This is a genomic window from Arthrobacter sp. QXT-31, from assembly GCF_001969265.1.
In the GTDB taxonomy this organism is placed as follows: domain Bacteria; phylum Actinomycetota; class Actinomycetes; order Actinomycetales; family Micrococcaceae; genus Arthrobacter.
The window spans coordinates 1923695-1938784 of sequence record NZ_CP019304.1; the positions used below are offsets into that span (position 1 = coordinate 1923695).

Here is a 15090-nt window from a genome sequence, read left to right on the forward strand (position 1 = left end):
GGCACTTTAAGGCTTGCCCGTGCGGATGCTGGGGTAATCTACCTCTAGGATGGTGCATGCGGGAGACCGAGTACTTTTGATCCTGCCGGCGAACTGTTGAAAACCGGCAAACCTGCAGGCCCCGCCTGCACCTTTGAAGGGAATATCTATGGCTCGCAGCCCTGAAGAATCGCTCAAAGCGACTTTGGGGAGGGTGGCCCCGGGGACCGCGTTGCGGGACGGCCTGGAACGCATTCTCCGCGGACGCACCGGCGCGCTGATCGTGCTCGGCTCGGACCGGACCATCGACTCGATCTGTTCGGGCGGCTTCGACATCGGCATCGACTTCTCACCGACCCGGCTCCGCGAACTGGCCAAGATGGACGGTGCCATCATCTGCGACAAGGATGCCGGCAACATCCTCCGGGCGGCCGTGCAGCTCGTGCCGGATCCCAGCATCGAAACCCAGGAATCGGGCACCCGGCACCGGACCGCCGAGCGCGTCGCCATCCAGACCGGCGTACCGGTGATCTCGGTGAGCCAGTCCATGCAGATCATCGCCCTGTATGTCAACGGGCTGCGGCATGTGCTCGAGGGCTCCGAAAAGGTCCTGGCCCGCGCCAACCAGGCCCTGGCCACGCTGGAGCGCTACCGTTCCCGGCTGGACCAGGTGACGAGTTCGCTCTCCGCCCTGGAGATTGAGGCCATGGTGACGGTCCGCGACGTGGCGGTGACCCTGCAGCGCCAGGAGATGGTGCGCCGGATCTCCGAGGAGATCTCGCAGTACGTGCTGGAGCTGGGCGAGGACGGCAGGCTCCTGTCCCTCCAGCTCGATGAGCTCACCGTGGGCCGCGGCCCGGGCAGCGACATCATCATCCGCGACTACGCAGGGCCGAAGGCATCCCCGGAGGACATCGACGGCGCCGTGAGCGCACTCCTGAACCTCGGCCCCACCGAGCTGATCGACCTCAGCAAGATCGCCGGGATCATCGGGTTTGCCGGCGGCGTCGAAACCCTCGACGCCGTGGTCCAGCCGCGTGGCTACCGCCTGCTCTCCGGGCTTAAGGCCGTGCCTAAAGCGGTTGCGGACAGGCTGGTGGACCACTTCGGCGGCCTGCAGCACCTCATGGCGGCAACGATTGATGACCTGATGACCGTGGACGGCATCGGTGACCAGCGCGCCCGCACTGTCCGCGAGGGCCTCAGCCGGATGGCCGAAGCCAGCCTGCTGGACCGGTTCCTCTAGATTCCCGTCGACTGCTCCTCCCCACCGGCCCCCTCGCCTCGCAAGCTCGGCCAGGGAACCCTGCCGGCGTGGGCCCAGCCCTTTTGGGCACCCACAAGGGCGTTTACGGAGCAATCGATGAGATCCGGCGGTCAGCCGAGCTGGAAGACCGTCGGCGGGCTGACCTTGGCGCCGAGCTTGGCGATGAACACGTAGTACCCGCTGCCGGCAACGGCACCGTCCGGCAGCTTCTCGCAGCCCTGCACCGACCGGTTGCGCGGCCACGGGAAGTTGGCCGTTTCGCTCTTGCCGGGCGCGAGGGTCTTGACGAGGTCGGTGCTGGCAGCCTGGCAGTCGGCGGACGAGAAGACCCGGTCCGAGCCGCTGGTGACCAGGAAGTCCATCTGCGACGTGCCGATGTTCACCTTGCACGGGAGCTTTCCGCCGTTGGTGACCGTGAGGCTCAATACCGGTTTTTCATCCGCGGCGTAGGACGTCTTGTTGGTGGCCGCCTTGACGGTCACGAGCTTCTGGTCGCAGGCGGGCGAGGCTGAGGGGGTCGCCGAAGGAGTGGCCGACGGCGTGGCGGACTGGGCGGTACCTGCGCCTTGCGTTGGGGAATCCTGCGCGGACGATACCTGCCGGGCGCCGCCGAGGAGGCTGGTCAGGGTGGTCACACCACCAGCGATCAGGCCCAGGACCAGCAGCAGCGCCACTCCGGCAAAGAGCCGACGGCGGCGGTACACGGCGGGGCTCGGCTTGCGGACGGCGCGGGACGCCGTTTTCCCTGACACAGTTTTCCCCTGTGCCGTTTTTTGTGCCGCCGGTTTTGGAGACCGGTTCCGGCCCGCGCCGGAGTTCGGAGTGTCTTGCCTGCCCATCTTTCTAGGCTAGGGAACGGCAGGGTTTCTGCGGCGCAACCACGCCGCCCCTGCCCCATCATGTCCAATTCGTGACCCTAATTCGGGTGACAACTGTCAGCACACTTACTAAAATTGAATCCCGGTTACCACTTACCGGGCCGAGTTGGAGAGGACGAAAGATGGTAGATCACGTGTCTGGCGGTCACCTCGAACGCGTCCTTCTGCCGCTGACGTTTGGCAAACATCAGAGCCAGGGGACTGAGTTCACGGTGCTTGCGGTTGAGATTTGGGACACCGGAATCGTGGTGAACCTGCATCTCGCATCAGTCAATGAAGACGAGCCGCAAACCCCCGAAATCGTTGTCCATGACCACTTTGGCACAGAGTACAAGCTGGACGAGGTGGCCACCGTGGGCACCCGCCAGCTGCAGTTCTTTGCGCCCTCTATACCTGAAGGAACGCGCAGCCTGACCATCCGCTCAGTGGATGCGGACAGTGCCGGCTTTGTGGTGGCCCTTGCTGTTCCGGCGCCAAACGGGCGCGGCGGCGAGACCCTGCACGGCCACGTCAGGCGGCTGCCCCCGCGGCAGGAGGGACTGCCTCCTGTGGAACAGGAAGCCAGCTGACGGCACCCGGGCGGGAACCGCCGTCGTGGTTTCCACTAGAGTATTGGCATCAAAACCACAACCGCTTACCCCGAACTAACCGAAATCCATTCCTCCCTGCACAGCTGGTTCGACGCCGAGGCGCGTGACTTGCCGTGGCGGTCCCCGGACTGCCCGCCGTGGGGTGTGCTGGTCAGCGAGATCATGCTGCAGCAGACCCCCGTGGTGCGCGTGCTGCCGGTATGGGAGGAGTGGATGCGCCGGTGGCCGGAGCCTGCCGCGCTGGCCCGGGAACCCGCGGGCGAAGCGGTCCGGGCCTGGGGCCGGCTGGGTTATCCGCGTCGTGCGCTGAGGCTGCACGGGGCGGCAGTCGCCATCGGGCGCGACCACGGCGGCACAGTCCCGTCGGACTATGCCGACCTGCTCGGCCTGCCGGGCGTAGGCAGTTACACGGCCGCCGCCGTCGCCGCCTTTGCCTTCGGGCGCCGCGAGACGGTGGTGGATACCAACATCCGGCGCGTTCACGCACGGCTCTTTTCCGGATCCGCCCTGCCCGCCCCGGCGCTGACCGCCGCGGAGATGCGGCTCGCCGCGGAACTGCTGCCCTCCGACGCCGGCCGTTCAGTCCGCTGGAACGCCTCGGTCATGGAGCTGGGGGCGCTGGTGTGCACTGCACGTTCGCCGAAGTGTTCGGCGTGCCCGGTGCGCGACCGGTGTGCCTGGCTCGCCGCCGGTGAGCCGCCGCCGTCGTACACCCCCAAGGGCCAGGCGTGGCACGGCACCGACCGCCAGGTCCGCGGCGGCGTGATGGCTGTCCTCCGGCTGGCGGACGCGCCGGTGCCGGCGGAGATGTTCCAGCAGGCCCCGGCAGACCTCGGGTTCGAAGCCGCCGGCATCGGCGTGCCGCTGGCAGCGCTGCACCGGCTGAACTGCGCTCCGGAACAGCTGGAACGGGCGCTGGCCGGGCTCCTGGCCGACGGCCTCGCCGAACTGCACCAGGGCGGGTACCGGCTGCCCGCGTAGCGGTGTATCCAGCCCCGTACGCGGCCACTGCAGGACGGGCTTTTGATCTCGAATTGGCAGTCGTTCCGGTCCCAGGGGTAACGATGTCTGTACCAGTTTTCCCCTGCGGGTCCGCTCGGTATCGTGCCGGATTTACCCTGAAGTATGGGCAAAACAGGGGTACTTTTGGCCACAATCACGACGACGGTGCTTCTCTCCGGATGCCATGTGTTCGAGGTGGCGTGCCCGGCGATCGCCCAGGCGTCAGGGGTGTCGGTAACGGTTGCGGCCAGCTACGCCCCGGCCGTAAAAGCCCTCCATCTCAAGGCGTGCCAGGACGGCTCGTGCAGGGAGGCTGAGCTGGAGCTGGCGCCGGGCTTCATTTCCGTGGATCAGGGCTGCACCGATGGCTCCAGGCCCGACGGCATCTGTTCCGCGACATCGGAGCCGGACAGAACCAAGCGGGGAATGCTCATGCTGGACGTCCTGACGGAGTCACCGATGGAAGTCACGGCCTCCGGAACGTCCATCGACGGAAGTCCCCTGCCGGTGCGCACGCTGCGCTTCACCCCGGCGGGCGGCTACCCGTTCGGCGAGCAGTGCGGGCGGTTTGTCTCAGCGTCGGTGGTGCTGGATGAGGCCGGACTCCGCCAGGACCGGTAGCTGTACTGACCCGGCCTGCGCGGCCTCAGGGTTCGCCGAAGCCGTCCCTGACCAGGCCCGCCACGTACGCCACGGCGCGCTCGGCGTCGGGCCCGTACGCTTCCACGTGGAGCACCGATCCCTTGCCGGCTGCCAGCGTCATCAGCCCCGTCATGGAGGCACCGTCCACTCCGTTCACCGTGACTTCGGCATCCAGCGCGGACAAGCCGCCGGCTATCTTGGCGGCCGGGCGCGCATGCATTCCGGCCTGGTTAACCAGCTCAAAGTCGCCGCTCGCATCCGGGGCAGCGGGCGCGGCAGCAGCACCGGCAGTCTGTCCGGCAGGGGCGCCGGCGGCGGGGGCGGCAGCAACAGCCGCGGCCCCCACGGCAGCGGGGGCAGCGGCAGGAAGACGCTCTTCGGCCTTGGGACGGGAGGCGGGATAGCCATGCGTGGCCTCGGCGGCCCGGCGAACAGCATGAACGCTTGCACCTCCCTGGGCCGCCACCGCAGCCGCCACGAGGCCCTCCACGATCGGGGCATCGGCGAGAAGCACCGGGGCGTTGCCCTCGGCGAACTCCATGGCCGACTCCGCCGTCATAACGGCCGAGCCGAGATCGGTCAGCACCACCACGCCATCACCTCCGGCCGCGGATTCCAGCGCAGCCATCACCTTTTCCATGCTGGTGCCGATCCTGCCATCGGACGTTCCGCCGGCCGGCACCATCATCACGTCCGGCGCCATCTGGGCAGCGAGCTCCACCGCGCCGTCGGCTATCTTGTCACTGTGCGAAACCACCACGATCCGCACCGTCATGCGGCAGCTCCCGCAGCGGCGCGGAGAATCAGGGCACTGGATGCCGCTCCGGGGTCCCGGTGGCCCGCGCTTCGCTCCCCCAGGTAGCTGGCCCTGCCCTTGCGCGCCACGAGCGGGTCGGTCGCGACCGCACCCGCCTCGGCAGCCTCCGCGGCGGCGATAAGGACTGCCAGCGTGTCGCCGTCGGCGGCGGCTGCTGCGGCTGCGTCAGCGGCCGGAGTCCAGGCATCAACCATCGTCTTGTCGCCTGCCTCGGCCTTTCCGCGGGCCACGATACCGTCGCGCGCCGCTGCGAGTGCTGCGGCGAGCGCCGAGGAGTCGACGTCAGCAGCATCCCCAAGTGTGGTTGCGGCCCGCAGGAACGCGGTCCCGTACAGCGGCCCGGCGGCACCGCCCACCTTCGACATCAGCGCCATGGCCGTCAGCTTGAGCGCCGCGCCCGGGGTTTCCGGAGGGTTTTCGGCGAGCTTCTCGAGCACCGCCTGGAAGCCGCGGTCCATGTTTTCGCCGTGGTCCGAGTCCCCGATGGCCCGGTCGAGCTCGATGAGTTCCACCCTGTGTTCCGCCATCGCCTGCGCTGACAGCGTGAGCCATTTGACGGCCCAGGTCACGTCCAGTCCCACTGCTACACGCCCCATCGCAGCGCCGGCGTGTGCACAGGCGCATCCCAGAGGGCCGTCATCTCGTCGTCAAGCCGCAGGACGGAGATGGAGCATCCCTGCATCTCGAGGGACGTGATGTAGTTCCCCACGAGGGAGCGCTCCACCGTGACGCCCCGCTCCGCAAGTATCTGGGCGGCCCGGCGGTAGACGATGTACAGCTCGCTCAGCGGTGTTCCGCCCATGCCGTTGACGAACAGGAGAACCTTCTCGCCCGACACCGTTCCGAGGTCGCTGAGAACCGGTTCCAGCAGGCGGTCGGTGATGCCGTCGGCATTTTCCAGGGCGATCTTGTGCCGGCCGGGCTCGCCGTGAATGCCGATGCCGATTTCAATCTCGTTGTCCTCGAGGTCAAAGCTCGGTGATCCGGCATGCGGCACCGTGCAGGCTGTGAGTGCCACGCCCATCGTGCGCACATTCCTGTTCACACGGTCGCCGATGGCCGCCACCGCATCGAGGTCGTCGCCGCGTTCGGCCGCAGCCCCGGCGATTTTCTCCACCAGGACAGTGCCGCCCACTCCCCTGCGGCCAGCCGTGTACAGCGAATCCTCCACTGCGACGTCATCGTTGACGAGTACGGTGCGGACCTCCACGCCCTCGGCCTGGGCCATTTCCGCAGCCGTCTCGAAGTTCAGGACATCTCCGGTGTAGTTCTTGACGATATGGACCACGCCGGCACCGGAGTTCACGGCGAGCGTCGCCGGAATGATCTGGTCCGGGGTCGGTGAGGTAAACACCGCACCGGGCACGGCGGCGTCGAGCATGCCGCGGCCCACAAAACCGGCGTGGAGCGGCTCGTGCCCGCTGCCGCCGCCGGACACCAGGCCCACCTTGCCGGCAACGGGGGCATCCTTGCGGGTGACGTACTTCGGGTCGGCGCTGACGGTCACGAGATCCGCATGGGCAAGTCCGAATCCTTCCACTGATTCATCCACAACAGCGCGGGGGTCATTGATGAGCTTCTTCACGGCTGGCTCCTGGCCTCTCGGTGCTTCATTGACATCGAACAGGATGTGCTTTGACCCTACTACCGGCACCGGTCCGGCGGTAGTTCAGCGCGCGGGCGTTCGCACCGCCGAGGGGACCCAGAAAAGGCTTGGAAGGGATACGGAAGGGACAGCCCCCAATGCGGTCCCTTCCGTCCCCCAGGAGTTTATCCAGCAAGTTTACAAAAGGAAAGGAATGTTACCCGCAGATATTGAACCGGACCTAGAGGGTCCTGATCATCCGCGTGTTGCCGAGCGTATTGGGCTTCACGCGCGCAAGGTCCAGGAACTCGGCCACGCCTTCGTCGTGCGAGCGCAGCAGTTCGGAGTACACCTGCGGGTCCACCGCCGACTGGTCTGCCATCACCTCGAAGCCGTGCCGCTTGAAGAAATCCACCTCGAAGGTCAGGCAGAACACGCGGGAGACGCCCAGGGCTGCGGCCTGCTTCAGGAGGCTTTCAACCAGGACGTGGCCCACGCCCTTGCCGCGCCAGGCATCGGAAGCTGCGAGGGTGCGGACCTCGGCCAGGTCCTCCCACATGACGTGCAGGGCGCCGCAGCCGATGACCTCGCCGGCCGCCGACTCGGCGATCAGGAACTCCTGCAGGCTCTCGTAGTACGCCACCGTCTCCTTGGCCATCAGGATCCTCTCTTCGGCGAGTGGCGCCACGAGTCGCTTGATGGCGGCCACATCGCTGGTCCGGGCCGGGCGGATGCTGAAGGAGGAGTCAGTCACAGCCCCATCTTACGGACTGCTGCACCCACGCCCCGGCTGGCAGGGACCAGCAGTGTCAGAGCCCCAGGTCGGCGGGCAGCGGAATGTCCTTGCCGAGGACGTTCCTGGCCAGGAAGTGTTCCACCACGCCGTACCAGACCTTGGCATGCTGGGGCTGCAGGATCCAGTGGTTTTCGTCGGGATAGAAGAGGAACCTGTGGCTGGTCTGCCCGTTGCCGTCGGCCGCGAGCCGGGACCTGGACAGCAGCTCGTACCAGAGCCGCAGGCCCTCCCCGATGGGCACGCGGTAGTCCTTGTCGCCGTGGATCACCAGCATGGGCGTCAGGATCTTCTCGACGTGCAGGTGCGGGGAGTTCTCCAGCGCCATTTCCGCCGTCATTTCCTTGAGCCAGTACTGCGATGCGTCCGTGGTGGGGCCGAACTGGTCCAGCGCCCACAGGCTGGCGTGGGTCACGATCGCCTTGAACCGGTCCGTCTGGCCGGCCACCCAGTTCGCCATGTAGCCGCCGAACGAGCCTCCCATCGCCGCCGTCCGGCTTTCGTCGATATCCGGCCGCTGCACCACTGAGTCCGTGATGGCCATGAGGTCCGTGTACGGCGCCTTGCCCCAGCCGCCCCAGCCCCGCTGGATGTATTCCTGGCCGTACCCCGTTGACAGCGCAGGGTCCGGCAGGAGAACGGCGTAGCCCCGGGCAGTGAGCAGCCACGGGTTCCAGCGCCAGGTCCAGGCATTCCAGGAGCCCAGGGGACCGCCGTGGATCCAGAGCAGCAGCGGCGCGGGGTTCCCGGCAGAAGCCCCGGCGGGCAGGGCCAGGTAGGCAGGCACCCGGGTGCCATCGGCCGCCGTCGTCTCCACCCGCTCCAGCGACCCCGCGGTCTGCGGCCGCTCAGCCGGCGACGGCAGCCGCGTGACGTCCCCGGTGGCGAGGTCGATCCTGACGGGCTCGGCCGGAAACTCGTAAGAGCTGCGCAGCGCGTAGGCGCTGCGCCCGTCGGGTGAAACGACCACGTCGGTGTAGGCCGCCGCATCCGGCGTCACCCTGGTGACGCTCCCCCGGGCGGCACCTGCCGCAGCGCTCACGCTGAAAACCGGCGAAGCGCCGTCGTCGTCTGCCGTGACCAGGAGTGCAGAGCCGTCCGGGAGCCAGGCCTCAGGGTGGGCCCACCGGTCCCAATCATGCGCCAGGGGCTGCAGGTCTTCCGGCCCGGCCCCACTGGACACGTCGAGGAGGTGGAGCTTGACCTGCGGGGCCTGCTGCGGGGTCGTGTCGCTTTCGCTGAGGACGGCGAGGGTGCCGCCGTCCGGGCTGACCGGTCCCGGGAAGTAGTTCATGCCTTCCTCGTCGAGGAGGATCCTCAAGTTGCCGGTGGCAACGTCAACCGCGGCGAGCACCGAGCGCAGGTCCGCCTTCGGCAGCGGCTTGACCAGGCTGGTGTAGATGGTCTTGCCGGCCGGGCCGACCACCGAGACAGCCTCGCGGAGCCGGGAGCCCACCTGCGGGGTGAGGTTGCGCAGCGTGAGGGGTGCTGCGCTGTCCACGGTGGCGGGTTTCCCTGGTTCCTGATCGGTCCCGGGCTCCACGGCGAAGAGCCGGGGCTGGGCAGGGCCGAGGTCAGCGTCCCAGTAGCGCACCGGGTATTCACTGTGCAGGATGGCCGCCACTTTGTTGTCCTTGCGGCTCTTGCGGCGCTCGGCGTCGTCGTCCTCGTCCCTGGAGCCGGCGAGGACGGTGGCGTTGACGAAGGCGGCGTTGGCGTCCCTGGCGGCCATGACCTTGTCCACGCCGCCTGGCCTGGAGAGCACCACGCGCGCCTCGCCGCCGCCGGCGGGGAGCACCCAAAGCGCGCTGACGGGGTCGCCGTCGGCTTCCTTCTCCGGATCCGGCCTGGCGGAGGTGAAGTAGACGTCGCCGTTGGCCGCGAACGCGGCGCCGGCTTCGCCCTTGGCGCTGCGGGTGATCCTCCGGGCCTGGTTCGCGCCTGCCGGGTCCACCTCCCACAGAGCCGAAACGTATTCGGTGCCCTTGCTGTTGAGCGTGGCGACGGCGGTCACCAGCCGCTGGCCGTCGGGGCTGAGGGCCAGGCCACTGACGCGGGGGATCGCCAGGTAGTGGTCGAGGTCATGGAAGGGGGTAGCCGGTTGCTCGCGCAGGGTCGCTGCATCTTCAGTTGACATGTGCTGATTCAACACCGGCTGTGCGGTGGATCACAGGCCGGTTCACTATTAGTGAAACAGTACTTTCAGAACTGCGCGCTCCGCCCCGTCGGCCATCTGACTGCGGCCCAACAGCAGGAGGCCCCGCCGGCCCCCTTTCGGGGGCGGGCAGGGCCTCTTGGCGCTGGAGTGCGGCTGTTGTCCTGGAGCTACGCGCTCGGCGCGATCTCCGGGATGCGCGGCTTGGCGTTTCCGGCGAAGGTGAACTTCGCGTCGTCGCCCTCGCCGTCCACGTCCACCACCACGATGTCGCCGGAGTGCAGCTCGCCGAAGAGGATCTTCTCGGAGAGCTGGTCCTCGATCTCGCGCTGGATGGTACGGCGCAGCGGCCGGGCACCCATGGCGGGATCGTAACCGCGGGTGGCCAGGAGCACCTTGGCTGCCTTGGTCAGCTCGATGCCCATGTCCTTGTCCTTGAGGCGCTTCTCGAGGCGGGTCACGAACAGGTCCACGATCTCGATGATCTCGTCCTGCGTCAGCTGCGGGAACACCACTACGTCGTCAACACGGTTGAGGAACTCGGGGCGGAAGTGCTGCTTGAGCTCCTCCGTGACCCGGGCGCGCATCCGGTTGTAGCCGGTCTGGGTGTCCGTGCCCGACTGGAAACCGGTGGCAACACTCTTGGAGATGTCCCGGGTTCCGAGGTTCGTGGTCATGATGATCACGGTGTTCTTGAAGTCCACCACGCGGCCCTGGGAGTCGGTCAGGCGGCCGTCTTCCAGGATCTGCAGCAGCGAGTTGAAGAGGTCCGCGTGGGCCTTCTCCACTTCATCGAACAGGACCACGGAGAACGGACGGCGGCGGACCTTCTCGGTCAGCTGCCCGCCCTCTTCGTAGCCGACGTAGCCCGGAGGGGCACCGAAGAGACGCGACACCGTGTGCTTCTCCGAGTACTCGGACATGTCCAGGGTGATCAGGGCGTCCTCTTCACCGAACAGGAACTCGGCGAGGGCCTTGGCCAGCTCGGTCTTGCCGACGCCGGTGGGGCCGGCGAAGATGAACGAACCGCCCGGACGCTTGGGGTCCTTCAGGCCGGCACGCGTGCGGCGGATGGCCTGGGACAGCGCCTTGATGGCCTCGTCCTGGCCGACGACGCGCTTGTGCAGCTCGTCTTCCATCTTCAGCAGGCGCGAGGATTCCTCCTCGGTCAGCTTGAAGACCGGAATGCCCGTGGAGTTCGCGAGGACTTCTGCGATCAGGTCCTCGTCCACCTCGGAGATGTCGTCCATGCCGCCGGTCTTCCAGTGGCGTTCCTTCTCGGAGCGCTCGGTGATGAGCTTCTGCTCCTTGTCGCGCAGCGCGGCAGCACCCTCGAAGTCCTGCGCGTCAATCGCGGACTCCTTCTCCATCTTCAGCTCGGAGATGCGCTCGTCCATCTCCTTGAGCTCCGGCGGGGCGGTCATGCGGCGGATGCGCAGCCGGGCACCGGCTTCATCGATGAGGTCGATCGCCTTGTCCGGCAGGAACCGGTCCGAGATGTAGCGTTCGGACAGGTTCGCGGCCGAGGCGAGGGCGCCGTCGGTGATGGTGACGCGGTGGTGGGCCTCGTAACGGTCCCGCAGGCCTTTGAGGATCTCGATTGCGTGCGCAACCGACGGCTCCTTGACCTGGATCGGCTGGAAGCGGCGCTCGAGGGCGGCGTCCTTCTCGATGTGCTTGCGGTACTCGTCCAGGGTGGTGGCACCGATGGTCTGCAGCTCGCCGCGGGCCAGCATCGGCTTCAGGATCGAGGCCGCGTCGATGGCTCCTTCAGCGGCACCGGCACCCACCAGGGTGTGGATCTCGTCAATGAAGAGGATGATGTCGCCGCGGGTGCGGATTTCCTTGAGGACCTTCTTCAGGCGCTCTTCGAAGTCACCGCGGTACCGGGAGCCGGCCACGAGGGAACCAAGGTCCAGCGTGTACAGCTGCTTGTCCTTGATGGTCTCGGGGACGTCGCCGCGCACGAACGCCTGGGCAAGGCCTTCAACGACGGCGGTCTTGCCGACGCCGGGCTCGCCGATCAGCACGGGGTTGTTCTTGGTGCGGCGGGAAAGGACCTGCATGACGCGTTCCATTTCCTGCTCGCGTCCGATGACAGGGTCCAGCTTGTTCTCGCGGGCAGCCTGCGTCAGGTTCCGGCCGAACTGGTCCAGCACGACGGAGCCGGCGGGGGTACCTTCTGCCTGGCTCTGGCCGACGCCGGCACCGGTGGTCTCTTTGCCCTGGTAGCCGGAGAGCAGCTGAATGACCTGCTGGCGGACCCGGTTGAGGTCGGCACCGAGCTTCACCAGCACCTGCGCGGCCACACCCTCACCCTCGCGGATGAGTCCCAGCAGGATGTGCTCCGTGCCGATGTAGTTGTGGCCAAGCTGCAGGGCTTCGCGCAGCGAAAGCTCCAGCACCTTCTTTGCACGCGGCGTGAAGGGGATGTGGCCGGAGGGAGCCTGCTGGCCCTGGCCGATAATCTCCTGCACCTGCTCGCGGACGCCGTCGAGCGAAATGCTCAAGGACTCAAGAGCTTTGGCGGCAACGCCCTCACCTTCGTGGATCAGACCCAAGAGGATGTGTTCGGTACCAATGTAATTGTGGTTCAGCATGCGTGCCTCTTCTTGGGCAAGCACAACTACGCGACGGGCACGGTCCGTAAATCGCTCAAACATTTCGCCACACTCCCTAGCTACGACGTACTTTGATGCTACGTGGGGGAAGCACGACTTGGGGAGCTTGTTCGCCACAGGGGAAACCGGGGCCCTTGCACAGTTCCACGGAGCTGCCGTATCGGCCTCGCCACTGCGACACCCGGACGGGCCCAGCAAGCTCCGCCCGTCTTTATATTGCTTCCGGGCAGATTGCTCCCGGGCTCCCGTGTCCGAAATCACCCTGCAGCGATTGTCCAGGTTTCATGGTGCCGCCTGTTTTGGAAATCAGCCGGATTCCCGGGGTCCGATTCCCTGCGGGACAGGATGCCCCATTCACCAGTCCGACAGAGGCGCTTGGCCACAAATCGGCGAGGCTCCCGACAAAATGCGCCGGGCGCTGTCCGGCGAAAGAGACTGGCTAAAGAGACCGGCTAAAGATCCGGTTAAAGCGCAGCGCCCCCGCAAATCCGGGGGCGCAACACATATGCTCAGAACTTTTTGTGCCCTAACTGGTTGTCAGGGCGCCGGGCTAGGAATTGGCCTTTTGGTAGGCTTCCTGGATTTCCGCCTGAATGCGGCCGCGCGCGTTTACGGTGTAACCGTGGTCCCGCGCCCACTGGCGTATCTGGGCAGAGTCCTGGCTGCGTCCACCCTGTGCTTTGACACGGGCAGGACGGCCGCCTGATGTTTTGCGGCCGGCTGAAACAAAGCGTTCCAGTGATGACCGCAGTTCTGAAGCATTGGCAGCGGACAGGTCAATTTCATAACCGACGCCATCCAGGCCGAAGCGAACGGTTTCGTCCGCGGATCCCCCATCCAGATCGTCCACGAGGACGATATTAACTTTCTGTGCCATCAAAAATCTCTCTTTTGGAAAGGACGTGTAATCAGAAAAGCAGGATGTTTCCACCTAAAGTATCTCCCCCAATAAGGCAACGCGTCAAAACGCGCAATGGTTCCTTGGGGATAACCGGGGGCTTTAAAAAGTCACCTGCTATTTGTCTGATTCGGCCGGAGGCTCGGGGGAATCGTCTCCGGCTGCCCTCTGCGCATCAGCCTCAGCCTGGGCATCGGCTTCCGCCTGCGCGCGGGCTTCGGCCTGGCGTTCTGCCTTGTCCGCGTTAAAGATCGACTTCATGGCAAACCAAAAGAGCAGGCCAACCACCACCGAGGGAAGCAGTACGGCGATGTAGTCCATGATCAGTGGCCTTCGGGCTTGAGCAGCGGGAAGAGAATGGTTTCGCGGATGCCTGCGCCGGTAAAGAGCATGACCAGGCGGTCGATGCCCAGGCCGATGCCGCCCATGGGAGGTGCACCGTATTCCAGGGCGCGGAGGAAGTCCTCATCCAGCTGCATGGCCTCGGCATCGCCGGCGGCGGCGTGCATGGACTGCTCGGTGAGGCGTTCGCGCTGGATGACCGGGTCAATGAGCTCGGAGAAGGCCGTGCCGCGCTCCATGCCGCCGATGATCAGGTCCCAGGCCTCGATCAGGCGGCCGTCCTCGCGGTGCGGGCGGGCCAGCGGCTGGGCAGACGGCGGGTAGTCGTAGACAAAAGTGGGGTTCAGCAGGGTGGGCTCGACGATTTCGCCGAACAGCTCCACGGCCAGCTTCTCTGCATCCCATTTCGGATCGACCTTGACCTCGTGCTTCTCGGCCACGGCGCGCAGTTCCTCGAGCGGGGTGTCGGGGGTGATCTCCTGGCCCACCGCTTCGGAAAGTCCCGGGTAAACAGCCACCCAGGCCCAGTCGCCGTCGAGGTTGATCTCTCCGGCTTCAGTCTGCAGTACCCGTCCCGCGCCCACAGCATCCGCGGCGTCCAGGATGATCTCCTTGATGCGCTCGGCCATGACGAACTGGTCCGCCCAGGCCTCGTAGCACTCAAGCGTGGTGAATTCGGGGCTGTGGGTGGAGTCCACGCCCTCGTTGCGGAACACCCTGCCCATGTCGTAGACGCGGTCGATGCCGCCGACCACTGCGCGCTTGAGGTACAGCTCGGTGGCGATGCGCAGGGTCATCTTCTGGTCGAACGCGTTCATGTGTGTTTCGAACGGACGCGCCAGCGCGCCGCCGTGGACCAGCTGCAGGATGGGCGTTTCCACCTCAACGTAGCTGTGGCGGAAGAGGGTCTCGCGGATGGAGCGGGTGATGGCGGCGCGGGTGTACACCATCTCGCGGGCCTCATCGCGGACCATCAGGTCCACGTAACGCTGGCGCACGCGGGTTTCCTCGTTGAGCTCGGCGTGCAGCACCGGCAGCGGGCGCAGTGCCTTGGACGCCATGGACCAGGAGTCGGCCATGACGGAGAGTTCACCGCGGCGGGACGAGATGACTTCGCCCTGGATGAAGACGTGGTCGCCCAGGTCAACCAGGGCCTTCCAGTCGGCGAGGGCCTCCTCGCCCACGTTCGCCAGGCTGAGCATGGCCTGCAGCCGTGTGCCCTTGCCGTCCGTGCCGCCTTCCTGCAGCGTGGCGAAGCACAGCTTGCCGGTGTTGCGGACAAACACGACACGCCCGGTGACGCCCACGACGTCGCCGGTGGTCTCGTCGGCCTGCAGGTGCGCGTACTTTTCACGGATCTCGCTGAGTGAGTGCGTGCGCTCAACACCCACCGGGTACGCTTCCTGCCCGCGTTCGATCAGCTTGGCGCGCTTGTCCATGCGGATGCGCATCTGTTCGCTGGCGTCGAGCGGTTCCGGGGCGTTCTTCGGGGCGGGGGTGTTTTGGGAAGTCACAGTCACC

General features: G+C 66.5%; 14 protein-coding genes. 4 read left to right on the forward strand and 10 right to left on the reverse strand.

Annotation, left to right across the window (positions count from 1 at the left end):
* Positions 1-148: 148 nt before the first annotated feature.
* Entirely contained in the window at positions 149-1225 is a 1077-nt protein-coding gene (disA, locus tag BWQ92_RS08710; protein WP_076799162.1) for a DNA integrity scanning diadenylate cyclase DisA, read from the forward strand.
* Positions 1226-1356: 131 nt separating this feature from the next.
* Here the strand turns inward: disA and BWQ92_RS08715 are convergent, their stop codons facing one another.
* Complete coding sequence (locus BWQ92_RS08715; RefSeq protein WP_442856752.1) at positions 1357-1998, reverse strand: hypothetical protein; 642 nt, start codon at positions 1996-1998, stop codon at positions 1357-1359.
* A 248-nt stretch (positions 1999-2246) separates the two neighbouring features.
* Between BWQ92_RS08715 and BWQ92_RS08720 the strand changes: the two genes are divergently transcribed.
* From BWQ92_RS08720 to BWQ92_RS08730, 3 genes are all read left to right on the forward strand, one after another.
* On the forward strand, positions 2247-2693 hold the full coding sequence (locus tag BWQ92_RS08720) for a hypothetical protein (RefSeq protein ID WP_140416535.1): 447 nt from the start codon (positions 2247-2249) through the stop codon (positions 2691-2693).
* A 165-nt stretch (positions 2694-2858) separates the two neighbouring features.
* The gene (locus tag BWQ92_RS08725) at positions 2859-3695 is read left to right on the forward strand and encodes an A/G-specific adenine glycosylase (RefSeq protein WP_236783202.1); all 837 of its coding nucleotides are present in this window, start codon (positions 2859-2861) and stop codon (positions 3693-3695) included.
* Positions 3696-3839: 144 nt separating this feature from the next.
* Entirely contained in the window at positions 3840-4337 is a 498-nt protein-coding gene (locus tag BWQ92_RS08730; RefSeq protein WP_076799166.1) for a hypothetical protein, read from the forward strand.
* 25 nt (positions 4338-4362) lie between these two features.
* On the opposite strand, the gene dhaM is transcribed toward BWQ92_RS08730, so the two are convergent.
* The 9 genes from dhaM to lysS form a co-directional block, all read right to left on the reverse strand.
* Positions 4363-5133, reverse strand: coding sequence for a dihydroxyacetone kinase phosphoryl donor subunit DhaM (gene dhaM / locus BWQ92_RS08735; RefSeq protein WP_076799167.1), 771 nt, complete (start codon positions 5131-5133; stop codon positions 4363-4365).
* The gene (gene dhaL / locus BWQ92_RS08740; RefSeq protein ID WP_076799168.1) at positions 5130-5756 is read right to left on the reverse strand and encodes a dihydroxyacetone kinase subunit DhaL; all 627 of its coding nucleotides are present in this window, start codon (positions 5754-5756) and stop codon (positions 5130-5132) included. Before dhaL ends, dhaM begins: the two co-directional genes overlap by 4 nt.
* A gap of 2 nt (positions 5757-5758) precedes the next feature.
* A complete protein-coding gene (dhaK, locus tag BWQ92_RS08745) occupies positions 5759-6760 on the reverse strand; it encodes a dihydroxyacetone kinase subunit DhaK (RefSeq protein ID WP_076799169.1) in 1002 nt (333 codons plus the stop codon).
* 241 nt (positions 6761-7001) lie between these two features.
* Positions 7002-7514: an amino-acid N-acetyltransferase gene (locus BWQ92_RS08750; RefSeq protein ID WP_076799170.1), complete on the reverse strand. Its 513-nt coding sequence runs from the start codon at positions 7512-7514 to the stop codon at positions 7002-7004.
* Between the two features lie 55 nt (positions 7515-7569).
* Entirely contained in the window at positions 7570-9690 is a 2121-nt protein-coding gene (locus BWQ92_RS08755) for a S9 family peptidase (RefSeq protein ID WP_172804265.1), read from the reverse strand.
* 188 nt (positions 9691-9878) lie between these two features.
* Positions 9879-12371, reverse strand: a complete 2493-nt coding sequence (locus BWQ92_RS08760) for an ATP-dependent Clp protease ATP-binding subunit (RefSeq protein WP_076799172.1) — start codon at positions 12369-12371, stop codon at positions 9879-9881.
* 508 nt (positions 12372-12879) lie between these two features.
* Positions 12880-13206, reverse strand: coding sequence for a histone-like nucleoid-structuring protein Lsr2 (locus BWQ92_RS08765; protein WP_076799173.1), 327 nt, complete (start codon positions 13204-13206; stop codon positions 12880-12882).
* A 138-nt stretch (positions 13207-13344) separates the two neighbouring features.
* A complete protein-coding gene (locus tag BWQ92_RS08770; RefSeq protein ID WP_076799174.1) occupies positions 13345-13548 on the reverse strand; it encodes a hypothetical protein in 204 nt (67 codons plus the stop codon).
* A gap of 2 nt (positions 13549-13550) precedes the next feature.
* Positions 13551-15083, reverse strand: coding sequence for a lysine--tRNA ligase (gene lysS, locus BWQ92_RS08775; RefSeq protein WP_172804266.1), 1533 nt, complete (start codon positions 15081-15083; stop codon positions 13551-13553).
* Between the last annotated feature and the right edge of the window lie 7 nt (positions 15084-15090).

Coding starts and splice junctions, on each gene's coding strand:
- BWQ92_RS08755 (WP_172804265.1), bottom strand. CDS start 9,690: ATGTCAACTGAAGATGCAGCGACCCTGCGCGAGCAACCGGCTACCCCC.
- BWQ92_RS08765 (WP_076799173.1), bottom strand. CDS start 13,206: ATGGCACAGAAAGTTAATATCGTCCTCGTGGACGATCTGGATGGGGGA.
- disA (WP_076799162.1), top strand. CDS start 149: ATGGCTCGCAGCCCTGAAGAATCGCTCAAAGCGACTTTGGGGAGGGTG.
- dhaM (WP_076799167.1), bottom strand. CDS start 5,133: ATGACGGTGCGGATCGTGGTGGTTTCGCACAGTGACAAGATAGCCGAC.
- BWQ92_RS08720 (WP_140416535.1), top strand. CDS start 2,247: ATGGTAGATCACGTGTCTGGCGGTCACCTCGAACGCGTCCTTCTGCCG.
- BWQ92_RS08760 (WP_076799172.1), bottom strand. CDS start 12,371: ATGTTTGAGCGATTTACGGACCGTGCCCGTCGCGTAGTTGTGCTTGCC.
- BWQ92_RS08770 (WP_076799174.1), bottom strand. CDS start 13,548: ATGGACTACATCGCCGTACTGCTTCCCTCGGTGGTGGTTGGCCTGCTC.
- BWQ92_RS08730 (WP_076799166.1), top strand. CDS start 3,840: ATGGGCAAAACAGGGGTACTTTTGGCCACAATCACGACGACGGTGCTT.